The sequence below is a fragment of the Actinosynnema sp. CS-041913 genome, assembly GCF_050942485.1.
In the GTDB taxonomy this organism is placed as follows: domain Bacteria; phylum Actinomycetota; class Actinomycetes; order Mycobacteriales; family Pseudonocardiaceae; genus Actinosynnema.
The window spans coordinates 6,419,156-6,442,081 of sequence record NZ_CP192037.1 but is presented as its reverse complement, the minus strand read 5'-3'; the positions used below and the strand labels follow the sequence as shown (position 1 = coordinate 6,442,081).

16 protein-coding genes and 1 pseudogene are annotated in these 22,926 nt (G+C 73.0%); 11 read left to right on the top strand and 6 right to left on the bottom strand.

Annotation, left to right across the window (positions count from 1 at the left end):
• The first annotated feature begins 195 nt into the window (after positions 1-195).
• Complete coding sequence (locus ACQPZF_RS28580) at positions 196-1,248, top strand: VanZ family protein (RefSeq protein WP_433262103.1); 1,053 nt, start codon at positions 196-198, stop codon at positions 1,246-1,248.
• A gap of 12 nt (positions 1,249-1,260) precedes the next feature.
• On the opposite strand, the gene ACQPZF_RS28575 is transcribed toward ACQPZF_RS28580, so the two are convergent.
• The 3 genes and pseudogenes from ACQPZF_RS28575 to ACQPZF_RS28565 form a co-directional block, all read right to left on the bottom strand.
• On the bottom strand, positions 1,261-2,436 hold the full coding sequence (locus tag ACQPZF_RS28575) for an FAD-dependent oxidoreductase (protein WP_433262101.1): 1,176 nt from the start codon (positions 2,434-2,436) through the stop codon (positions 1,261-1,263).
• Positions 2,433-3,032: a PadR family transcriptional regulator gene (locus tag ACQPZF_RS28570; RefSeq protein WP_433262099.1), complete on the bottom strand. Its 600-nt coding sequence runs from the start codon at positions 3,030-3,032 to the stop codon at positions 2,433-2,435. The genes ACQPZF_RS28575 and ACQPZF_RS28570 overlap by 4 nt, the downstream gene beginning before the upstream one ends.
• A gap of 120 nt (positions 3,033-3,152) precedes the next feature.
• Positions 3,153-3,280 (bottom strand): annotated as a pseudogene (locus ACQPZF_RS28565) (TetR/AcrR family transcriptional regulator); the annotation flags it as partial.
• Positions 3,281-3,544: 264 nt separating this feature from the next.
• Here ACQPZF_RS28565 and ACQPZF_RS28560 point away from each other — a divergent pair.
• On the top strand, positions 3,545-4,336 hold the full coding sequence (locus ACQPZF_RS28560; protein ID WP_433262097.1) for a siderophore-interacting protein: 792 nt from the start codon (positions 3,545-3,547) through the stop codon (positions 4,334-4,336).
• A gap of 175 nt (positions 4,337-4,511) precedes the next feature.
• Here ACQPZF_RS28560 and ACQPZF_RS28555 read toward each other — a convergent pair whose 3' ends face one another.
• From ACQPZF_RS28555 to ACQPZF_RS28545, 3 genes are all read right to left on the bottom strand, one after another.
• A complete protein-coding gene (locus ACQPZF_RS28555) occupies positions 4,512-6,638 on the bottom strand; it encodes a BTAD domain-containing putative transcriptional regulator (protein ID WP_433262095.1) in 2,127 nt (708 codons plus the stop codon).
• Positions 6,639-6,810: 172 nt separating this feature from the next.
• Positions 6,811-8,319 carry an MFS transporter gene (locus ACQPZF_RS28550; RefSeq protein ID WP_433262093.1) on the bottom strand — a complete coding sequence of 503 codons (1,509 nt, stop codon included), beginning with the start codon at positions 8,317-8,319 and terminating at the stop codon, positions 6,811-6,813.
• A gap of 186 nt (positions 8,320-8,505) precedes the next feature.
• Positions 8,506-9,396 carry an NAD(P)-dependent oxidoreductase gene (locus ACQPZF_RS28545; RefSeq protein WP_433262091.1) on the bottom strand — a complete coding sequence of 297 codons (891 nt, stop codon included), beginning with the start codon at positions 9,394-9,396 and terminating at the stop codon, positions 8,506-8,508.
• Positions 9,397-9,593: 197 nt separating this feature from the next.
• Here ACQPZF_RS28545 and ACQPZF_RS28540 point away from each other — a divergent pair, with 197 nt between their 5' ends.
• From ACQPZF_RS28540 to ACQPZF_RS28500, 9 genes are all read left to right on the top strand, one after another.
• Positions 9,594-12,968: a BTAD domain-containing putative transcriptional regulator gene (locus ACQPZF_RS28540; RefSeq protein ID WP_433262089.1), complete on the top strand. Its 3,375-nt coding sequence runs from the start codon at positions 9,594-9,596 to the stop codon at positions 12,966-12,968.
• A gap of 260 nt (positions 12,969-13,228) precedes the next feature.
• Complete coding sequence (locus tag ACQPZF_RS28535) at positions 13,229-14,788, top strand: aspartate aminotransferase family protein (protein WP_433262087.1); 1,560 nt, start codon at positions 13,229-13,231, stop codon at positions 14,786-14,788.
• Positions 14,785-16,038, top strand: a complete 1,254-nt coding sequence (locus tag ACQPZF_RS28530) for a cytochrome P450 family protein (protein WP_433262085.1) — start codon at positions 14,785-14,787, stop codon at positions 16,036-16,038. The genes ACQPZF_RS28535 and ACQPZF_RS28530 overlap by 4 nt, the downstream gene beginning before the upstream one ends.
• Positions 16,035-17,189: an acyl-CoA dehydrogenase family protein gene (locus tag ACQPZF_RS28525; protein ID WP_433262083.1), complete on the top strand. Its 1,155-nt coding sequence runs from the start codon at positions 16,035-16,037 to the stop codon at positions 17,187-17,189. Before ACQPZF_RS28530 ends, ACQPZF_RS28525 begins: the two co-directional genes overlap by 4 nt.
• Before the next feature lie 26 nt (positions 17,190-17,215).
• Positions 17,216-18,628: a flavin monoamine oxidase family protein gene (locus ACQPZF_RS28520; RefSeq protein ID WP_433262081.1), complete on the top strand. Its 1,413-nt coding sequence runs from the start codon at positions 17,216-17,218 to the stop codon at positions 18,626-18,628.
• A 59-nt stretch (positions 18,629-18,687) separates the two neighbouring features.
• A complete protein-coding gene (locus tag ACQPZF_RS28515; RefSeq protein ID WP_433262078.1) occupies positions 18,688-20,262 on the top strand; it encodes a GMC family oxidoreductase in 1,575 nt (524 codons plus the stop codon).
• A gap of 74 nt (positions 20,263-20,336) precedes the next feature.
• On the top strand, positions 20,337-20,753 hold the full coding sequence (locus ACQPZF_RS28510; protein WP_433262076.1) for a YybH family protein: 417 nt from the start codon (positions 20,337-20,339) through the stop codon (positions 20,751-20,753).
• 65 nt (positions 20,754-20,818) lie between these two features.
• On the top strand, positions 20,819-21,343 hold the full coding sequence (locus tag ACQPZF_RS28505; protein WP_433262073.1) for a flavin reductase family protein: 525 nt from the start codon (positions 20,819-20,821) through the stop codon (positions 21,341-21,343).
• Positions 21,340-22,923 carry an acyl-CoA carboxylase subunit beta gene (locus tag ACQPZF_RS28500; RefSeq protein ID WP_433262070.1) on the top strand — a complete coding sequence of 528 codons (1,584 nt, stop codon included), beginning with the start codon at positions 21,340-21,342 and terminating at the stop codon, positions 22,921-22,923. Before ACQPZF_RS28505 ends, ACQPZF_RS28500 begins: the two co-directional genes overlap by 4 nt.
• Positions 22,924-22,926 lie beyond the last annotated feature (3 nt).

Genomic DNA, 22,926 nt, shown 5'->3' with positions numbered 1-22,926 from the left:
GCACGTCACCACAAAAACTTCGCGTGGACGCCGGGTGTGCGACCCGGGCGGGACGCCCGCCTGCCCGGAAGACCGCACGGCCACCACGTGACCGACCTCGTGCACCGCGGGAGTGAGGCGACCACGAAACTGACTGTCCACAATGGTAGTCCAGAACAGACGACAATCCGGGAGGCTTAGCGCGTGTCGGTTCGGATGAGCGAATCGATCATCACGCTCATCCTGTTCGCACTGGTGGTACCGCTGGCGGTGCTCCCCTGGGTGCACCGCCAGTACCGCTTGTTCGGCAAGCTGCGCGGCTGGTCGGCGTTCGTGGCCGCGGCCGGCGTCCTCTACGCCTGCGGCCTGGTGGCCTTCACGCTGTTCCCCCTGCCGGTGGTGACGCCGGACTTCTGCGCCGACCGGCGCCTGATCGACGACTGGCAGCTCCGCCCGTTCGCGTCGCTGGACGACATCGTCCGCGCCGGCGGTCCCGCCCTCCAGCAGGTGCTGCTGAACGTAATCCTGTTCGCCCCCTTGGGTTTCCTGCTCCGCTACCGCTTCCACCGAGGTCTGCCCGCCGCGACCGCGCTGGCCCTGGCGACCTCCCTCTGCGTCGAGATCACGCAGGGCACGGCGGTCTTCGGCCTCTACCCGTGCCCCTACCGGCTGGCCGACGTGGACGACCTGATGACCAACACGCTGGGTGGCGTCCTGGGCTGGCTGCTCGCCCGACTCCTGGCCGGCGTGCTGCCACCCGCCGTGTCCGAACCGACCGACGACACCGCCCCGCCGGGCCTGCCCCGCCGAGGTTTGGCGTTCGCCGGCGACCTGCTCACCATCGGCCTGACCCAGTTCGCCTGCCAGGCGGCGTTGTCCTTGGCCGGCGGCCGGCTGCGCGACCTGGCCGGCACGCGCTGGTTCGGCGTCGCCCTCGGCGCGGCCGTGCTGATCACCTGCACGCTCGTCGTGCCGCTGCTGCGCGCCGACCGCGCGACCCCCGGCCAGTTCGTGTTCCACCTGGCGGTGCTGGACGCCGACGGCAACCCCGCGCCACGACCCGCGATCGTGCTCCGCTTCGCCGTGTGGTGGCTGCCGGTCCTGTTGCTCACCTCGACCGGTCACACCGGTTGGGTACTCGTATCGGCAACCGTGATCGGTCTCGTGGCCCGCCTGCGAACGGACCGCCGCAGCGTTCTCGGTCTCGCCTCACGTACGCGGACCGCAACCCGCGCAACATATATCGCCCACACCACCGCGAACCGGTGACATCGCGATTTCCTAGGCGGTCACCAAAGATGATTCCCAGTCGATGCTGTGGTCGAACTGCCAGGTGTACTTCGCGGGATTGCCGAACTTCATCGCCACCGGCATCACCAGATCACGGATCACCCGCACGACGGGTCCGGCCGCCTTGTTCTGGTTCGTGCGCGCCGCCATGGCGATGATGCGTTCCACCCGTTCGCGCCGCAGGCCTTCATAAGTCCGGAACGCTTGCGGGTGCGGCAGGTCGCGCAGACAGCGGGCCAGTTCGACCGCGCTCTCGATGGCCAGCGACGCGCCCTGCCCCGAACTGGGGGACGTGGCGTGCGCCGCGTCGCCGACCAGCACCATCCGGTCCCGGCTCCACGTCGGCACCGACGGGATGTCCTCCAGCGGGCCGGTCACGACCAGCTCGTCCGGCGACGCCCGGTCGATCATCGCCACGGCGGGCGTGCGGTCGTCGGCGAACGCCGCGCGCAGGATGTCCAGCCACTCCGCCGGGCCGGTGGCGCGGACTTCCGCCGCCGACACCGGGGTGCGCCGCGGCAGGTTGGCGAACCAGCCGCCGGACGAGTCGTCCAGCACCTGGTAGCCGAAGAACGCCCGCTTGCCGAAGACCAGGTTCATCCGGCCCCGGGTCGACGGCAGACCCGTGTCGGCGACGTTCGCCCCGAACCCGAGCAGGCCCGCGTACCGGGGCCGCGGCGCGGCCGGGTCGACCAGCCCGCGCACCGTGGAACGGATGCCGTCCGCGCCGATCAGGATGTCGCCGCGCGCCACCGAGCCGTCCGCGAACCGCGCCCGCACCCCGTCGGGCGACGACACGGCGTCGACCAAACGCTTGCCCAGCACGGTTTCGACGCCGCGTCGCGCGGCCTCCTCGCTCAGCACGCGGTAGAGGTCCTGCCGCCACACCAGGAGTTGCGCCGGGTCGCTGGTGAACGCGCCCAGCGTCTTGCCGGTCCAGCTCTGCATGGCCATGGCGGTGATCGGCGTGCCGATGGCGCGCACCGCCTCGTCCAGCCCGATCACGCGCAACGCCCGCAGCCCGTTCGGCGCGATGCTCAGCGCGCCGCCCACGCCCTCGGCGGTGCGGTCGTACGCCTCGAAGACGGTCGCCTCGATCCCCGCCTGCCGCAACGCCATCGCGGCCACCGGGCCGCCGATGCCGCCGCCGATCACCAACGCGGTCATGTCCCCTCCGGTTTCCTGTGGAACTCGGCCCACATCGGGCCCCACCCGCTGTCCGGGTGCTCGATCCGTTCGATGAAGCCCCGGACGAACGCCGCCTCGGCGTCCAGCAGGGCCAGTCGGTACTCCTCTTCCACCAGGAAGAGCGGGTGGACGTCGGTGTCGTCGATCAGCCCGCGGATCTCGACCCGCTGTTCCGCGAGCCGCGCGAGCCGGCCGGTGAGCAGTTCCACCACCTCGTCCGGCGGGAGCGCGCCGATCAGCGACAGCGCCGCGACGAACTGCGGGTACTCGTGCCGCGGCTCGGCGACCAGTTCCCGCAGCCAGTCCCGCAACTCGGCCCGGCCCGCCGGCGTGAGCGCGTAGACCGTGCGCTCGGGGCGGTGGCCCTCGCGGGACGTCTCGTGCTCGGCGATGAACCCGGCTTTGGCGAGCTGCCCGACCACCATGTACAGCGAGCCGTGCGTGAACTTGATGCTGCGCGCGTCCCCGTGCTCGCGCAGCATCCGGCTCAGCTCGTAGGGGTGTGCGGGCTGCCTGACCAGGTAGCTCAGCACCGCCAGGGCCAGCAGGTTGCCGACCTTGCGCTTGCTCGCCATCCGTCCTCCTGTAGTCAGGACTGACTATCCATGCTTGATTAGTCAGTGTCAACTATAGCGGTGTGGTCAGGCAGGTCGCGGCGGTGAGGTAGCGGGCGGGCATGGCCGTGAGTTCGTCTTCGAGCCGGCGGCGTACCCGTGCTCGGCGAAAACGTGAGCAGTGCGGTGAGGATGCGCCGCCTGGTGAGTTCGGCCCGCACCTGGCGGGGCTGTTTGCGCGGGTGGAGCCGGTGCTTGTCCGACGTCATGGCACCACCGGGCGGCAGCGTGAAAGCGAGTGGCGCGCGAAGCGAGCAATTGCTCATAATAGTGTTATGACCTGCGACAACGTGATGGGTCAAAGGTCGCGGGAGCACGAATTCGCCGCATGTCTCTACCCAGGAGCAGCCGTTCATGACGCCTACCCGCGGCGGACGCGGCGGGCCGCATGTACGCCTGTGTGTCCCGCGCGCTGTCACCCCGGCTCGTCGTGGACCTCTGACCGGAAAGCCAGGAATCCAATGCTGCCCAAGGTGCAGACACCCGAGACCCGCAGGATGATCACGCTGGAGGTGGTCGCCAACACCAGGCTCAGCCCCAACTTCACGACCGTCACGCTCGGCGGACCCGAGCTGGCGCACCTGCGACCCACTGGCCGCGACCAGACCGTGCGCCTGTTCTTCCCCCGTGACGGGCAGACCGGGCTGCGGATGCCGACCCTCTCCACCGAGGCGTGGATGGCGCAGCTTCTCCTGATGCCCAAGTCGAGCCGCCCCCGGGTGCGCAACTTCACCATCCGGCGGACCCGACCGGAGGTGAACGAGGTCGACATCGAGTTCGCGCTGCACGGTGACGCGCCGGCCTCCGAATGGGCCCGGCGCGCCAAGCCGGGCGACCCGGCGGGCATCTTCGACATGGGCACGACCTACCTGCCGCCGGACCAGGTGCCCTGGCAGCTACTGGTCGGGGAGGAGAGCGCGGTGCCGGCGATCCTGGCCATCCTCGAAGGTGCCCCGGCGTCGCTGATCGCGGAGGTGTTCCTGGAGGTGCCGGAGACGGCGGACATCCGGCCCGACATCGCAGTACCCCAAGGGGTGCGCGTGCACTGGCTGGCCCGTGACGGTGCGGACAGCCGGCCCGGAATGTCGGCTCTCGACGCGGTCCGGCGGTCGCCGCTGCGGCCGGGCCGGTTCTACACCTGGGTCGCGGGCGAAGCCAAGCTGGCCGGCGGCCTGCGCCGTCACCTGGTGAACGACCGCGGTGTGGCCAAAGCGGACATCACCTTCGTCGGCTACTGGCGGCACGGCCGGTCCAGCCCCGGCTGACCGTCTACTGTGGACTGGCCTCGGGCCGGGGGAGCGAAGGCGTCGGCAGGGGGACGCGTCGAGCCGGCGGAGCGGCGGCGTCGAGGGAAGTGGGTGGCGTCGAGCCCGGGGGAGCGGACGCGCCGAGCCCGGGGGAGCGGGCGGGGTACCGGCGGGCGTATCCGGTGCGGGGCGGTCAGGCCCCCCGGTTCGCCCCGACGGGCAGCCGGGGCAGCTTCAGCACCCGCGGCGGCCAGTGGTCGGCGGGCCACAGGGTGCGCAGCGAGCTGTCCGGCTCACGTCTCGGCCGGTCCCGCGGTGGGTCCTCCTCCTCTCCGCCTAACAGCGCCTCGCTGTCCACTTCGGACAACACCAGCCTGCGCAGCCGTTCCGCCGTCCCGTCCCGGGGCGGGTCCAGCGTGATGGACGCCGCGTGCGGCTTGCCGCCGCCCCAGCTCGGCCGCCGCTCCCACAGTGCCGGCCGTGCGGCCACGACCACCAGCAGCGGCACCGGGTGCGCCGAGTCCGCCAGGTCCTCCACCGCGTCCAGGACCTGCTCGCCCGCCAGGTGCACGTCCCGCAGCACCACCACCAGCGGCCGGTCCTGCGCCGCCAGTTCCAGGAACCGCCGCCACGCCGCCGGCACCACGTCGGGGTCGACCGGCCGCGTCGGGTCCAGCCGCGCCAGCAGCCGGTCCGCCTCGGCCGGGCTCAGCGCCCGCAGCGCCGCCGCGAGCTTGCCCCGCGTCACGTCGGGCCCGTCGTCCGGCCGCACGCCGCAGTACCCGGCCAGCACCTCGTGCACCACGCCCAGCGGGTCGCCCGGCGTGATCCGTCCACTCAGGACCCGAGGCCCGTCCACGAGGCCCTCGAACCGCTCCAGGAACTCCTCCGGCTCGCCCAGCACCGTCACCAGGTGCGGGGTGGCACGCCGCAGCGTGCGGTCCAGCAGCCCGCGCACCACGGCCAACTCGCTGTCGTGCCCGTCGGCCTCGCCGGTCGCGCCGGAGATCTCCCACGCCCCGCCCCGCGCCGCCGTGCCCTGGAACGCCGGGCCGGTCAGCTCACGGGTCCGCGAGCAGATCCACACCGCGCCGTCCGGCACCGCCGACAGCACCTGCTGGCACTCGTCCACCAGCGCGCCGTTCACGGTCGGCGGCGCGTTCGGCTCGGTCAGCACCAGCGCCTCGCCGGTCACCACCGCGATGTGCACGACCAGGCTGCGGCCCATCCCGTCGGCGAAGCAGTCGCGCAGCGCGAGCGCCGCCCGCACCGCCCGCTCCTCGTCGTCGCCCTGCGCGAACGGACCGCCGAACAGCGCCAGCGACGCCGACCCGATGGACGTGGCCACCGTGCCGCCCAGCTCCTCGATGCCCGACCGCACCATCGACGTCACCGCCGCCAGCGCGTGGTCCACCTCGGCCGGGTCGGCGTCGTCGGTGGCCGGCCGCACCCGCACCAGCGCCACGCTCAGGTGCTGCCGCTGCGGCCCGGACGAGGGCCGGGGCGCCGGGACCGGCTCCACCGGCCGCGGGTGCCGGACCACGGCCTCCTCCCGCGCGGGCTCCAGCGCGAGCGCCGGGTCGTGGGTGAGGATCGCGTGCTGGAGCTTCTGCAGGCCCGGTCCGGGCTCCAGCCCCAGGTCCTCCACCAGCGACGTGCGCAGCCTGCTGTAGACGGCGAGCGCGTCGGCGTGCCGCCCGCACCGGTACAGCGCCAGCATGAGCTGGCCGCAGGACCGCTCGCGCAGCCGTTCCGCCTCGACCATCGCCTCCAGCTCGCCCAGCACCGACTGGTGCCTGCCGCACGCCAGCTCCGCGTCGAAGTAGTCCTCCAGCGCGTCCAGCCGGGCGTTCTCCACGACGGTCAGCTCCGGCCAGCAGATGCCGCTCTCCACGAGGTCGGCCAGCGCCGCGCCGCGCCAGATGCCCAGCGCCTCCCGCAGCACGCCCGCGGCCAGCTCCGGCGCCGCCGGCTCGGCCCGGCCCAGCTCGGCCCGCCGGTGGAACTGGAACAGGTCCACCTGCTCCGGGTCCACCTGGAGCACGTAGCCGGGCGCCTGGGTGGACAGCCGGGGCGCGTGGGGGCCCTCCGTCACGGACAGCGCCGCGCGCAGGCTCCACACCGCGTTCTGGAGCATCTTGCGGGCCGACGCGGGCGGGTCCTCACCCGGCCACAGCGCGCCCAGTAGCTGGCTGGTCGGGACCACCTGGTTGGCCTTCAACAACAGGAAACCCAGGGTCGCCCGCTGCTTGATGCCGCCCAGTGCGATCGGCCGTCCCTCGTGCAGGACTTCCAATGGGCCCAGTAATCGGAACTTCATCTTCTCTCCCCCAGTTCTGGCGGGTGAGGCCACTGGTTTCAGGGCCGGCCCGCGGAGTCCACCGGATCCGGTGGCGGATGTGCGTCGCTGGTCCGTGCCCGATGTGTCTACCCGGTGACGAGGTCGCCGGCAGCAGAAATGCGGCTTGTCGCCCGACCGGGTGACGTGTCTGTCATGTCCGAGATGTCCGTTCTTCATCGACCAACGGCTTCTCTTCCACTGCGGGACCACGCACCAGCAACAACGTCACCAATGCGATGACCGCCGTCGCTGTGGCGCTCACCACACCGACCACGTTCAGGCTGGACGTGAAAGCGGCTCGGGCCGCCTCCACCACGTCGGACCCGCCGACCGCCAACGCGCCCGCGAGCGACTCCGCCGCATCGCCCGGCACGCCGGCCGGCAGCTCCGACCGGTACACCGCGGTGCCGACGCTGCCGAGCACCGCGACACCCAGCGCCAGCCCGAACTCCATGCTCGTCTCGGACATCGCCGCCGCCGACCCGGCCCGCTCGGCGGGTGCCGCGCCCACGACCAGTTCGGTGCCCAGCGCCATCATCGGTCCGATGCCGAGGTACACCACCACCAGACCGGCCACCACCAGCGCCAGGCCGTTCGGCCCGTCCACGAACGCCAGCATCAGGTAGCCGACCGCCGACACGCCCAGCGACACCGCCACCAGCGGGCCGGGAGCGACCCGGCGCGCCAGCACCGGAGCCGCCATCGACGTCACGATCATGGCCACCGCCGACGGCAGCAGCCACAGCCCGGCGGCCAGCGGTGAGAAGCCCGCAACCAACTGGAGGTACTGCGTGACGAACAGATACACCACGCCCACCACGGCCAAACCCACCAGAAGGGCCAACAGCGCGCCCAGGAACGCGGGCCGCGCGAACAGCCGCACGTCCAGCAGCGGGTCGGGCAGCGACCGCTGGCGCCGCACGAACAGCACCGCGAACACCGCGCCCAGCACGATCGCCGCGAGCGCCGGCACGCCGACGCCGTCGGCCGCCACCGCCTTCAGCCCGTAGATCGCCGGCAGGATCGCGGCCAGCGACAACGCCACGCTGACCAGGTCCAGCCGGCCCGGCGACGGGTCGCGCGACTCGGGCAGCAGGAACGGCGCGGCCACCAGCAGCAGCACCATCACCGGCACCGCCAGCAGGAACACCGAGCCCCACCAGAACAGCTCCAGCAGCGCGCCGCCGATCAGCGGACCGGCCGCCACCCCGGCCGAGAAGCAGGCCGCCCACACGCCGATCGCCACGCCGCGCTGCGTCGCGTCGTGGAACATGTTGCTGATCAGCGCCAGCGTCGACGGCATGAGCGTCGCGCCCGCGATGCCCAGCAGCGCCCGCGCGGCGATGAGCATCACCGGGTCGGTGGCGTAGGCCGCGGCGACGGACGCCGCGCCGAACGCCACCGCGCCGATCATCAGCAGCCGCCGGCGGCCGATCCGGTCGCCCAGCGTGCCCATGGTGATCAGGAAGCCGGCGATCATGAAGCCGTAGACGTCGATGATCCACAGCGTCTCGGTGCCGCTCGGGCGCAGGTCGGCCCCGAGGTGCGGCAGCGCGAGGTAGAGCACGGTCGCGTCCACCGACAGCAGCAGCGTCGGCAGCGCGAGGACCGCGAGCCCGAGCCATTCCCTGACCCCGGCGCGGTCGGCGGTGTGTGCCATGTCCGTTCCTTCCCCAGGTGGGCGGCCGAGCACGCGCCCGGCCGCCTGGCCTCCCGCCGCGGGCGACGGGTTCCCGCGTCGCCCGCGGCGGCCCGGCCCAGTCGGTGGCGGGCGTGCGGAGCACTTCGAGCGGTGTGGCTTCGAGTGGTGCGCCGAGCCCGTCTCCGGTGTGTCCGGCTTGATCTCCTAATCGGTGGCGGGCTTGCGCAGTACTTCGAGCAGTGCGCCGAACCCGTCGCCGGCGTGCCCGCGCTTGATCGCCTGCTCGGCGCGGTTCTTCAGGAACTCCGGCAGGGCCGGGTCCACGCCCTGGGCGCGGCTGGCCTCCACCAGGTGCTCGATCGCGACGGCCTGCATGCCCAGCGTCGAGTCGTTGTCCGGGTAGGACCCGGCGTCCGCCTGGCTCGCGATGTTCGGCACCTCCGGCGCGATGACGTGCTCGAACCACGCCTGCGCGTAAGGCAGGAACGCCGCCGCCGGGACCTGCTCGGTGCCGACCAGGGCCAGCGAGTGCATGAACCCGGTCCACGTGGTCCACATCAGGCCCAGCAGCGCCACGTCGTACAGCGACGGCAGGCCCGCGTCCTCGCCGAGGTACGTGCCCGCGCCCGCGATCGCGGTCAGCGTCGCGGCGTGCGCGTCGTAGACGTCCTCCGGGCCGCCGTAGAAGATCAGCGTGTGCTCGGAGCCGATCATGGCCGGGATCGCCATGATCGCGCCGTCCACGTAGTCCACGCCGCGCTCGGCCGCCCAGGCGGCGGTCTCGCGCGCCTCCTGCGGGGTGCCGGAGGTCAGGTTCACGATGACGTGGCCGGCGGGCGCGTCGCCCAGCGAGTTGACGATCTCGCGCATCGCCCGGTAGTCGAGCACGCAGACCACGACCAGGCCGCTGGCCGCGACGGCTTCCGCCACCGTCGCGGCCCGGACGGCGCCCTTGGCGACGAGGTCGTCCGCCTTGCTCGGCGACCGGTTCCACACCGTCGTCGGGTGTCCCTTCGCCAGGAAGGCGCCCGCCAGGGCCGAGCCCATCGAGCCGAGGCCGATGACCGTCACGGGCGCGCGGTTGTCCGAAGTCATTGCCAGTTCCCCTCGTGTGTCGCGTTGTCCGGTGGTAGGTGGGCACACCCCACCTCCGCTTCCTGGTCCACCGTGGCCCCACGCTCTCCCGGCGCTCTCTCGAACCTCTCTCGATCCCGTTCGGCCGGTCCGGAAATGTCCTCCGACCTGCCCGTCAGCGCACTGTCCCGGGCGGGACCGCCGGATATCGTGCTGTCATGCGCTTCGGCATCCTGGGGCCCCTCGCCGCGTGGCCCGTGGACGACCGCGCGCTCGCCCTGCCGGGGAAGAAGGTCCGCGCGCTGCTCGCGGCGCTGCTCGTGCAGGAGGGCGAGCCGGTCTCCGTGGACCGGCTGGCCGACGTGCTGTGGGGCGACTCGCCGCCGAACAACCTGGTCGGGGCCGTGCACACCAAGGTCTGGCAGCTCCGGCGGGCGCTGGAGGCGGCCGAGCCGGGCGCGGGGGAGCAGGTCGTGTCGCGCCCGCCGGGCTACCTGCTGGACGTGCCGGACGCGAACGTGGACGTGCGCCGCTTCCAGCACCGGCTGGACGAGGCGCGGGACGCCGCGAACCCCCGCGACCGGGTGGCCGCCCTCGGTGACGCCCTGGCGGAGTGGCGCGGCCCGGCGCTGGCCGACTTCGCCGACGACGACTTCGCGCAGCCGGCCATCGCGCGGCTGGAGGAGCAGCGGCTGACCGCGCTGGAGGACCGCGCCCACGCGATGCTGGAGCTGGGCGAGCACAGCCTGCTGGTGGGCGAGCTGGCCGACCTGGTGGTGCGCCACCCGTTGCGGGAACGGCTGCGGGCCGCCCACCTGCGGGCGCTGTACGGCGCGGGACGGCAGAGCGAGGCGCTGGCCGGCTTCGACGAGCTGCGCGAGCGGCTGGCCGAGGAGCTGGGGCTGGAGCCGAGCGCGGAGCTGGTCGCGTTGCGGCAGTCGATCCTGGAGCGCGACCCGGCGCTGGCGCCGTTCCCCAGCCCCATCACCACCACGGCGCGGCCGGTGACCAACCTGCCCGTGCCGGTCAGCGGGCTGATCGGGCGGGACGCGGCGGTGGTGCAGGTCCGCGCGCTGCTGGAGGCCAGCCGGCTGGTCACGCTGCACGGCATCGGCGGGGTCGGCAAGACCAGGCTGGCGCTGGCCGTGGCCCACCAGGTGGCCGAGCAGTACCCGGACGGCGTGTGGCTGGTGGAGCTGTCCACCCTGGACCGGCCCGCCGACCACGGGTTCTCCGCGGTGGCCAACCAGGTGGCCGGCGTGCTGGGCGTGCGGGACGAGGTCGCGGCCGGCGGGCGGCGGATGTCGCAGGACGGTCGGCTGGCCGACGCGCTGCGCACCAAGCAGCTACTGCTGGTGCTGGACAACTGCGAGCACGTGGTCGAGGAGGTGGCGCGGCTCAGCGAGCTGATCCTCCAGGCCGCGCCCGGCGTGCGCGTGCTGGCCACCAGCCAGGAGCCGCTGGGCATCGCGGGCGAGCGGCTGTGGACCGTGCCGCCGCTGACCCTGCCCCGGTCGCCCGAGCGGGCCGCCGAGTCCGGCGCGGTGCAGCTCTTCGTCGCCCGCGCCACCGCCGCCGCGCCGGGGTTCACGCTGGACGACGACACCCTGGCGGCGGTGGACGCGATCTGCCGCCGGTTGGACGGGCTGCCGTTCGCGCTGGAGCTGGCCGCCACCCGGGTCCGCGCGCTGGGCGTGCACGAGCTGGCCGCCCGGCTGGCGGACCGGTTCGCCGTGCTCACCGTGGGCAACCGGGGCGCGCCCGCCCGCCAGCAGACGTTGCGCGCGGCCATCGACTGGTCGTGGGAGCTGCTGACCGAGCAGGAACGGGTGGTGCTGCGCAGGCTGTCGGCGTTCAGCGGCGGCTGCCCGCTGCGGGCCGCGGAGGAGGTGTGCGCGGGCGGGCCGATCGAGCCGGGCGAGGTGCTGGACCTGGTGGCCCGCCTGGTCGACCGGTCGCTGGTCACCGTGTCCGACGTCGCGGGGGTGCGGCGCTACCGGCTGCTGGAGTCGGTCGCCGCGTACGGCGCGGACCGGCTGAGGCAGGCGGGTGAGGAGGCGGAAGTGCGGCTGCGGCACGCCCGCCACCACGCGGAGCTGGCCGAACGGGTGCTGCCGCACCTGCGGGGGCCGGGGCAGCGCACGTGGCTGGAGCGGGTGGACGCGGAGAGCGCGAACTTCCGCGTGGCTTGGGAGTCCGCCAGTCGGCACGGCGCGCCGGACCTCGCGCTGCGCATGGTCAACGCGCTGGCCTGGTACTGGTTCCTGCGCGGCCGGTTGGCGGAGGCGAAGCGGGCGTTCGCGACGGCGTTGGGCGGGGCTGCGGCGGCGGGTTCGGACGGCGCGACGGCGTTGAGCGAGGCTGCGGGGCCGGGTTCGGACGGCGCGACGGCGTTGGGCGGGGCTGCGGGGCCGGGTGCGGGCGGCGCGACGGCGTTGGGCGGGGCTGCGGGGTCGGGTTCGGAGGGCGTGCGGGCGCTCAGCGGGGCTTCGAGGACCGGTTCGGACCGTGCGAAAGCGTTGGCGTGGCAGGCCGGGTTCAGTCTGCGCGCGGGCGACTCCCTGCATTCCCTGGAACGCTACGACGAGCTGGTCGACCAGGTGGCGGACCCGCTGGGCCGGGCGATCGTGCGCTGGTTCCTCGGCTTCACCAGGATCGGCTTCGGCGACCAGGACAGCGCGGAGAAGCGCCTGGACCGGGCGTTGGGCGAGTTCCGGGCGCTGCGTGACGACTGGGGCACCGCCGCCGCGCTGGCCGCGCTGGCGACGCAGAGCGTGCTGCGCGGCGACCTGACGTCGACCAGGCAGTACGGCACGGAGAGCGCCGCGCTGTTCACCGACCTCGGCGACGGCTGGGGCCGGTTGCAGGCGACCGACGCGCTGGCGGCGCTGGCCGAGGTGCACGGCGAGTACGACCGCGCGGCACGACTGCACCGGGACGGGCTGCGCATCGCGGAGACCCTCGGCCTGTGGACCGAGGTGTCGACCAAACTGTCCGGGCTGGGCCGCATCGCACTGCTCGGCGGCGACTACGCGCAGGCGCGGGAACTGCACGAGCGGGCGATGCGGCTGGCGGCCGAGCAGAGCTTCACCTTCGGCGAGCAGTTCGCCGAGGTGGGGCTGGGACTGGGCGCGCGGCGCGAGGGCCGGCTGGACGCCGCCGAAACGCACCTGCGCCGCTGGCTGGACTGGTGCCGCCAACTCGACGGCGACCACGGCGTCGCGCTGATCCTGGCGGAGCTGGGTTTCGTGGCCGAACAGCGCGGCGAGGCCGAGACCGCGCTGTGCCTGCACCGCGAGGGCTACGCCGCCGCTTGGGCCACCGGCGACCCCCGCACCATCGCGCTCGCCGTGGAAGGCGTGGCGGGCGGCTACTCGGCGTGCGGCGACCACCGCCGGGCGGCGCTGCTGTTGGGTGCCGCGGCAGCCGCCCGCGCCACCGCCGGCGCTCCACTGCCACCCGCCGAACGCGGCGACGTGGATCGTTCCACCGGGCGCGGTGAGGCGGCGTTGGGCGCTGCGTTCGCCGATCTGATGGCCGAGGGCCGGGCGCTGGGACTGAGCGAAGTCCGCTCCCTTGTGCTGGAGAGCTGAGACCCCGCCCCACTGGCCGGCTTGGTGCGACTGCGCTGTGTGCTGTCGGCGACACGAATAGTGTCCACGCCTCGCGCGTATTTCCCCACACCGGGCACCTGCCGGTAATCGGGTGCTCATCGAGGACTCATCCGGAGCCCGGGTGAACCCGCGATGACCAGCCTCGTCGGCGATCCGCGATATATCTGCACACAGCTCGCCGAACCGCGCGGGCGCGGAACTGCAACTGCCGCGAAAACCTGTCGATCGGAGACGAGAAAATGAGTTCATCTCCTGGTACGCCCGAATTCGCGGACTCGTACCTGGTCGAGGTGCTCGAAGAGTTCGGCCTGGCGCGGAAGTACGTGCGGGCCGAGGGCAACACGCTGTACTACCTCGCCGACGACGGCGCCGAGGTCGGTGTCTTCGACGCCGCCAGCGGCTTCGGCTCGCTGATGTTCGGCCACAACCACCCCGAACTGGTCGAGCACGCCAAGTGGCTGCTGGACCAGCGGACGCCGGTGCACGCCCAGTTCTCCGGCTACTCCTTCGCGCTCGACCTCGCCGCCGGGCTGAACAAGATCGTCCGGCGCGAGCTGGGCACCAAGGACAAGTTCTACGGCCTGTTCGGCAACTCCGGCGCCGAAGCGGTCGAGATCACGATCAAACACGCCGAGTTGGACCGCGGGATGCGGATCGCCGAACTCCAGGCCGAGATCGACGAGCACACCGCGCGGGCCCGTGCCGCGGTGGAGGCCGGTGTGCCGGTGTCGGAGGCCGCCGCCGCCCTCGACACCGGCGGGGGCGGGTTCGCGGCGCTGGTCGCGGAGGTCCAGCGGCGCAACGCGGAGACCGCCGCCCGGCCGCCGCTGTTCCTCGCGCTGGAGGGCGGGTTCCACGGCAAGCTGGTCAGCAGTGTCCAGCTCACCTACAACGAGGAGTTCCGGGGCCCGTTCAAGGCGCTCGCCGCGCAGGCCCGGTTCATCCCGCGCGACCGCCCCGAGCTGATCGCCAAGGTGGTGGACGAGGAGCGCGCGGCGCTGCTGGACTTCGTCGTGCAGGACGGCGTGGTCGACCTGGTGGAGCGCGACTTCCCGGTGTTCGCGGCGTTCCTGGTGGAGCCGATCCAGGGCGAGGCGGGCATCTTCCCGCTGACCGCCGAGCTGGCCCGGGCGCTGCGCCAGGCGTGCGACACGATCGGCGTGCCGCTGGTGTCCGACGAGATCCAGTCCGGCATGGGCCGCTCCGGCACGTTCCTCGCGGGCACCGCCATCGGGCTGGAGCCGGACTACATCATCCTCGCCAAGGCGTTGGGCGCGGGCATCGCGAAGCTCGGCGTGGTGCTGGTCAACGAGCACCGGTACCGCAAGGAGTTCGAGCTGATGCACACCTCCACCTACGGCCGGGACGGCTTCTCCAGCAGGCTCGCGGTGAAGTTCCTGGAGATGCTGGAGGCGGACGGCGGCCGGGCCTACCGGCTCGCCGCCGAACGGGGCGCGCGGGCCAAGGCGATGATGGAGGCGATCAAGGCCGATTACCCGGACGTGGTCAAGGACGTGCGGGGCGCCGGCCTGATGCTCGGCTTCGAGCTGCACGAACAGCGCGGGTCGGCGTCGGCGGAGATCCGCGAGGCGGTCGAGCACGAAGCGCTCGCCTTCGTCATCGGCGGCCACCTGCTGCGCAAGCACCGCATCCGGATCTTCTCCACCGCCAGCAACGTGGAGACGATGCGGTTCGAACCGTCGATCTTCCTGTCCGACGACGAGATCGCGCGGGTGGACGCGGCGTTCCGGGACGTCTGCCAGATCCTGCGCGACCAGGACGCGGGGCGGTTCGCATGACCAAGCCGCTGAACCACCCGGTGATCGACACGGCCGGGCTGGACGTCCACGGCGAGTCCGAGCGCCTGCGGGCACTGGGGCGCGCGGTGCGGGTCGAGCTGCCCGGCGAGGTGATCGCGTGGTGGGTGACCGACTACGCGCTCATCAAGGAACTGCTCACCGACCCGCGGGTGTCCCGCGACACCTACCGGCACTGGCCCGCGTGGGGCGGCGGCGAGAGCGAGCTGGCCCGCACCTGGTCGCTGGCGATGTGGGTGGCCGACCGCAACATGATCACCGCGTACGGGGCCGAGCACACCCGGCTGCGCAAGCTGGTGGCCAAGGCGTTCACCGCGCGGCGCACCCAGGCGATGCGGCCCCGGATCGAGGCGGTCACCGAGCGCCTGGTGGCGGAGCTGGCACGGCTCCCGGCGGGCGAGGCGGTGGACCTCCGCGAGCGGTTCGCCTACCCGCTGCCGGTGGAGGTGATCTCCGCGCTGCTCGGCATCCCGGACGAGATCCGCGGCGACCTGCTCCGCTCGGTGCACGAGATCATGGACACCTCCGCGCCGCCGGACCGGGTCAAGGCCAACGAGCTGACCCTGTACCGGCTGCTGCACGAGCTGGTGGCGATCAAGCGCGAGCGCCCCGGCGACGACGTGACCACCGGTCTCATCCAGGCGCACGACGACGACGGCGACGGCCTGAGCGAGCGCGAGCTGGTCGACACCGTGCTGCTGATGTTCACCGCCGGCCACGAGACCACGGTGAACCTGCTCGACCAGACCATCACGCTGCTGCTGACCCACCCGGACACGCTGGCGGCGGTGCGGGCGGGCGCGCTGCCGTGGGAGGACGTGGTCGAGGAGGCGCTGCGCCTGGAGGCCCCGTTCCCGAACCTGCCGCTGCGCTACGCGGTGGAGGACATCGACCTCGGCGACGCGTTCATCGCCGAGGGCGACCCGATGGTCATCGCGTTCGGCGCGGCCGGCCGCGACCCGAAGGTGCACGGCGACACGGCCGCCGGGTTCGACCCGACCCGGCCGACCCGACGCGAGCACCTGGCGTTCGGCCACGGCGTGCACCACTGCCTGGGCGCGCCGCTGGCCCGGCTGGAGGCCGCGATCGGCCTGCCCGCCCTGTTCTCCCGGTTCCCGGACCTGCGGCTCGCCGCGCCGGCGGACCGCCTCCGACCGCTGGGGTCGTTCATCTCCAACGGTCACCTGACCTTGCCCGTGCTGCTCACCCGAAGCGGAGAGGAAACCCGATGAGTGAAGTGCTGGACGCCGTCCGGGACATCGTGCCCAGGTTGCGGGAGAACGGCCTGGAGGCCGAGGAGCGGCGCTGGATCCCCGACGAGAACGTCGACCTGCTGGACAAGGCCGGTGTCTTCGGCATGGCCGTGCCGCGCCGCTTCGGCGGCACCGACGTGCCGCTGGCCGAGCAGATCGCGGTGCTGACCGAGGTCGCCCGCGGCTGCGGCTCGACCGGGTGGACCGCCGTGGCGTGGGTGTCCAGCGCGTGGATGGCCACCCTCTACCCCGACCAGGCCCAGGAGGAGATCTTCGCGGGCGGCTCGGTGCGGATCTCCGGCGGCTTCACCCCCACCGCGAAGGCCACCCCGACCGACGGGGGCTACCTGCTGGACGGCTCGTGGCGGTTCAACACCGGCTGCCGGGGCGCGCACTGGGACCTGCTGGCCGCGATCGTCGAGCGCCCCGACGGCACGGAGGAGGAGGTGTTCGCGATGGTGCCGATGTCGGAGCTGTCCATCGCGGACGACTGGCACGTCACCGGCGCTTCGGGCACCGGCAGCTCCACCACCACGGCCAAGGGCGTGTTCGTGCCCGCGCACCGGGTGGTGACCGGCGAGGAGGCGCTGCTGGACGGGGCGCCGGGCCGCACGCCCACCGTGTCGGGCCGCGGCTACAGCCTCATCAGCTACGTGGTGGCCGAATCCGTCGCGGCCTACATCGGGATGGCGAAGGCGTCGCTGGAGCTGTTCCTGGAGCGGCTGCCCGGCCGCGGCCTGGCCTACACGTCGTGGACCGACCAGCGGCAGCACCCGCTGACCCAGCACCGGGTCGCGCTGGCCGCCAACAAGATCACCGCCGCCGAGACGCTCTCCGCCGCCTACGTGGACCTGTTGCAGCGGCGGGCCGACGCGGGCGAACCGCCCACGTGGGAGGAGAAGGCGGCCGTGCGCGGGCAGGCCGGCACGGCCATCCAGCTCGTCAAGGAAGCCGTGCAGGACCTCCAGACCATCGCCGGCGCGTCCGCGCTGGGCAAGCACGCGGCGTTCCAGCGGTTCCACCGGGACCTGCTCGGCCTGACCACGCACGGGCTGATGTCGCCCGACATGAGCCTGGAAGTGCACGGCCGGGTCCTGGTAGGCCTGGACCCGGACACACCGTTCCTGTAACCGAGACCCACTGGGGGATACCGAATATGCGGAATGCGAGGTCGAGCACGACCGCCGGCCCCAGCCGGCGCCACGTGCTCAAGGCGTTAGCCGCGACCGCCGTCGCGGGCGGCGCCCTGTCACCCGGCCTGGCGGCGGCGACCGGCGGCCGGTCCGCCTACGACGTGATCGTCGTGGGCGCCGGCTTCGCGGGCGCGACCGCCGCCAGGTCGTTGCGCCGCCGGGGCCTGCGGGTCCTGGTGCTGGAGGCGCGGGACCGGGTCGGCGGACGCGCGTGGACCACCACGTTCCAGGGTGAACGGGTGGAGCTGGGCGGCAACTGGGTCGACCCGCGGCAGACGTTGGTGTGGAAGGAGATCGAGGATCAACGCATCGGCCTGGTGGCCGACCCGGCGCCCGAGCGGACGCTGTTCCCCACCGAGAAGGGGTTCGGGTTCTTCACGCCCGAGGAGGCGTTCGGCAGGCAGGGCGAGCTGCTCGCCCGGTTCTCCGCACGGGCCCGCGAGCTGTTCCCGCGGGCGGACGATCCGCTGGTCCGCGCCGACCTGCTGCGCGAGCCGGACCAGCTCACCATCCGGCAGCACCTCGACGCCATGCGGCTGTCGGCACTCGACGACAAGTGGCTCAGCGGCGCGATCGGCGGCCTGGGCGGCTCGTCCACCCGCGGCGCGTACACGGAGTTCCTGCACTGGTGGGCGTTGTGCGACTACAACGCCGAGCAGTGGTACGGCATCAACACCTACAAGCCGGCCTCCGGCATGTCCGGGCTGGCGCAGGCCATCCTCGCCGAGGCCGCGCCGGAGGTGAAGCTCAACACGCAGGTGAAGTCCATCGCCGACGACGGGAAGCAGGTCACCGTCCGGACGCGGGCGGGCGCGGTGTTCACCGCGGCGTCGGTCGTGGTGGCGGTGCCGGTGAACCTGTGGCGCACCATCGAGTTCAGCCCCGGCCTGTCGCCGGAGCGGACGCGTGCCTCGCGGGAGACGTTCGGTGTGCCGCACGCCAAGAAGCTGTGGCTGCACATGCGCACGTCCATCGGCAACACCTTCGTCTACACGCCCGAGGGCTTCCCGGTCGACACGCTGGTGCCCTACAAGCAGTTGTCCGACGGGCAGCTCATGATCGGGTTCAGCACCGACGAACGGCTCGACGTGGGCAACACCGCGCAGGTGCAGGAGGCGGTGCGGCTCGTGGTGCCGGACGCGCAGGTGCTCGCGGTGAAGGGGCAGAACTGGGGCGCGGACCCGTACGCGCTGGGCGGCTGGTCGTTCCGCAGGCCGGGCCAGCTCACCGGGCTGCTGGCCGAGATCCAGCGGCCCCAGGGCCGGATCTGCTTCGCCACCAGCGATATCGCGAGCGGGTGGAGCGGCTACGTGGACGGGGCGATGGAGTCCGGTCTGCGCGCGGCCGAGCAGGTGGCGCGGCACGCGCTGAGGTGATCGCACCGGTCCGGCGGCCCAAGCTGCGGGCCGCCGGACCGCGACCCGTGGGAGCGGTGATGACGGAAGCGGTGGAGTTCGACTACGTGGTGGTCGGCGCGGGATCGGCGGGCTGCGCGGTCGCCGCGCGGCTGTCCGAGGACCCGGGTGTCACGGTGGCCCTGGTGGAGGCGGGCGGTCCGGACGACCACCCGGACATCGCCGTGCCGCTGGGCGCGCTGGAGCTGTTCGGGTCGGCCGTCGACTGGGACTTCCCGACGCTCGCCCAGCCGGGCCTGGGCGGGCGCGAGGTGCGCTGGCCGCGCGGCCGGGTGCTGGGCGGCTCGTCGTCCACCAACTTCCAGATGTGGGTGCCCGGCCACGCCGAGGACTTCGCGTCCTGGCACCCGTCCTGGTCGTGGGACCACGTCCGGCCGTACTTCCGCAAGGCCGAGCGCTGGGCGGGCGAACCGGCGGACGGCGGCGCGTTCGGCCGGGACGGTCCACTGTGGATCGCGCCGCAGCGCGACCCCGACCCCAGCACCGCCCGGTTCCTGGACGCCTGCGTGGCGGCCGGGCTGAAACCGGTCGCCGGCGGCCTCGGCGGCCCGGACAACTCCGGCTGCGCGCCCACGCCGGTCACCCAGTCCGCGGGCGCGCGCTGGAGCTGCGCCGACGGCTACCTGCGGCCGGCGGCGGCCCGGCCCAACCTGACCGTCCTCACCGGAGGGCCGGTGCACCGCGTCCTGCTCTCCGACGGGCGCGCGACCGGCGTGCGGCTGGCCGACCGGATCCTCACCGCCCGCCGGGAAGTGGTGCTGAGCGCGGGCGCGGTCGGCTCGCCGCACCTGCTGCTGCTGTCCGGCATCGGCGACCCCGACGAGCTGCGCGCGGCCGGCGTCGCTCCGCGGGTGGACCTGCCCGAGGTCGGCCGTGGCCTGCACGACCACCTGATCCTGGACCTCGCGGTGCACGCGCCGGCCGCCACCAGGTTCCTCGAAGACGCCCGCGACCGCTACGAGCGGTACCGGATGGGGCCGTTGACGTCCAACATCGGCGAGGCGGTGGCGTTCCTGCGCGCGGACGGCGGCGCGGGCCCGCCGGACCTGGAGCTGATCTGGTCGCCGATGGCCTTCGGCGACGACGGCACGCCGCTGCCGGGCTACACGGTGGGCGTCGTGCTGCTGCGTCCGGAAAGCCGGGGCCGGCTCACCCTGGCCGACACCGACCCCGCCACCGCGCCCCGCATCGACCCCGGCTACCTGACCGCCGAAGCCGACGTGCGCACGTACACGGCAGGTGTGCGGTTCGCCGAGCGGATCCTCGACTCGGCCGCCCTGCGCCCGCTGCACCGCGGCCCGGTCGCGCCGTGGCCCGCCGGAGACGCGGTGGCCGACTACATCCGCGCCCGCGCGCAGACCGTTTTCCACCCGGTCGGTAGCTGCCGGATCGGCGCGGTGGTGGACGAGCACCTCCGGGTGCGCGGCGTACCCGGACTGCGCGTGGTGGACGCGTCCGTCATCCCCGAGGCCCCCCGCGGCCACACCCACGCGCACGCCGTGATGATCGGCGAACGCGGGGCGGACCTCATCCGGCGCGCATGGAAGAAAAATAGGACCGGAGCCGACAATGAGCGTCCGGTTATTCCGCGATGAGAGGTGGGAAGGGTCGGCCGGCTAGCGTGGAACGCGGGCAATGCCGAATCCGCACCGGAAGCGAGGTCTCGTCCATGACCGCCCAGATCGACTGGCAGAACCTGGATCTCACCGACGACCCGGAAACGCAGAACGACGTGTTCCTGAAGGCCTTCAACTCGGGCCGGGGAGCCATCTTCGACAGCCTTTACCGGGACGACTCCATTTCCAACCTGTCCGGGAGCCCGCTGACCGGGAAGGCGCGCACCGAGGCGATCACCGCGCTGCTGGCCACCGGCCCGCGGCTGAAGTCGAAGGTGAAGTCGTACTACACCGCCGGCGACACCTCGTTGATCATCGTCGAGTACGACCTGGTGATCGACCTGGAGGACGGCCGCCGGCAGCGCATCCGCGGCAAGTGCACCGACGTGCTGGTGCGCGGCGAGCACGGCAAGTGGGTGATGGCGGTCGACCGGCCGGTCGCCGACTCGGTGGAAGACCTCCAGGGCTGAACCGCCCGCGCGGACCGCGTGCCCCATGCGCGGTCCGCGCCCCTATTGCGGGAAGGACGTGTGCGATGGAACTGGCCACCCAGCGGACCGGGGTGTCCCCGACCGAGATGCGCTCCACCCTCGCGCGGTTCGCCACCGGGGTCGTCGTGCTGACCGTCGGCGGCGAGCACATCCACGGGATGACGGCGAACGCGTTCAGCTCGGTGTCGCTGGACCCGCCGCTGGTGCTGTGCTGCGTGGCGCGAACCGCCACCATGCACCGGGCGATCACCGCCGCCGGCCACTTCGCCACCTCGGTGCTGCGCGCCGACCAGGAGCCGCGGGCCCGGCACTTCGCCAGCCGCGCCCGGCCGGCGGGCCGCGCCCAGTTCGACACCGTCGACTGGGCGCCCGGCCCCCACACCGGCGCGCCGGTCTTCACCGACTCCCTGGCGTGGGTGGAGTGCGCGCTGGACGGCGTGCACGAGGCGGGCGACCACTCGGTGTTCATCGGCCGGGTGCTGGGCTCAGGCCGGGGCACGGGCGCGGCCGGGCTGCTGTTCTTCGACGGCGCGTACGGGCAGGTCGACACGAGCGAAGGGCGACGATGAGCATTTCCGAGATGGACCTCCGTCCCGCGGTCCGACCCGACCCGCCGCGGCCACCGCGGCGGACCATGCGCGGGCTGCGCGACCGCCGCGACGAGCTGACCAGCCGCATCGCGCTGGGCAACCGGACGGCCGTCGAACGCCAGCACCGCCTGGGCAAGCGCACCGCGCGCGAACGCCTGGAGCTGCTGCTGGACGAGGGCACGTTCGTCGAGGTGGACATGTACCGGAAGGGCTCGACCGGCGCGTCCACGGACGGCGTGGTGGCCGGGTCGGGCACGGTGGACGGCCGGCGGGTGTTCGTCTACGCGCAGGACTTCACGATCTCGGGCGGCTCGCTCGGGGCGGCGCACGCGGCCAAGATCCACAAGGTGATGGACATGGCCGTCGCCACCGGGTCGCCGATCGTGGCGCTCAACGACAGCGGCGGCGCGCGCATCCAGGAAGGCGTGATGGCGCTGGACGGCTACGGCGGCATCTTCCGCCGCCAGGTGGAGGCGTCCGGCATCGTCCCGCAGATCTCGGTGGTGCTGGGCCCGTGCGCGGGCGGCGCCGCCTACTCCCCGGCGCTGGCGGACTTCACGTTCATGGTCCGCGACACCGCGCAGATGTACCTGACCGGCCCGGACGTGGTGCGGGCGGTCTCCGGCGAACGGGTCACCCACGACGAGCTGGGCGGAGCGGACGTGCACGGCGGGCGGTCGGGCGTGGCGTCGTTCGTGCACGACGACGAGGAGACGTGCCTGGCCGACGTGCGCTACCTGCTGTCCCTGCTGCCGGGCAACAACCTGGAGCCCCCGCCGCCGTGCGAGTGCGGTCCGGGCGACGACCTGCGGCCCGCGTTGGCCGACATCGTGCCCGTGGAGCCGAACCAGCCCTACGACATGCGGGCCGTGATCGCGGAACTGGTGGACGACGAGGAGTTCCTGGAGGTCCACGAGGACTGGGCGGGCAACGTGGTCTGCGCCCTGGCGCGCATCAACGGCGACGTCGTGGGCATCGTCGGCAACCAGCCGCTGGTGCTGGCCGGCGTCCTGGACACGTCCGCGTCCCAGAAGGCGGCCCGGTTCGTGCGCTTCTGCGACGCGTTCAACATCCCGCTGGTGACGCTGGTCGACGTGCCCGGCTTCCTGCCCGGCACGGAACAGGAGCACGGAGGGGCGATCCGGCACGGCGCGAAGCTGCTGTACGCGTACTGCGAGGCGTCGGTGCCCCGCATCCAGGTCATCCTGCGCAAGGCGTACGGCGGCGCGTACATCGTGATGGACTCGCGCTCGATCGGCTGCGACCTGTCCCTGGCGTGGCCGACGAACGAGATCGCGGTCATGGGCGCGGAGGCGGCGGTCAACGTCGTGCACCGCAAGGAACTGGCCGCCGCCACCGACCCGACGGAACTACGCGCCATCCTCACCGCCCGGTACGCCGACGAGCTGATGCACCCGTACTACGCGGCCGAACGCGGCCTGGTGGACGACGTGATCGACCCGGCGGAGACCCGTTCGGCAGTGTCCCGCGGGCTGGCGATGCTCCGCGACAAACGCCGCCGCACCCCGGCCCGTAAACACGGCAACGTGCCGCTGTGATTT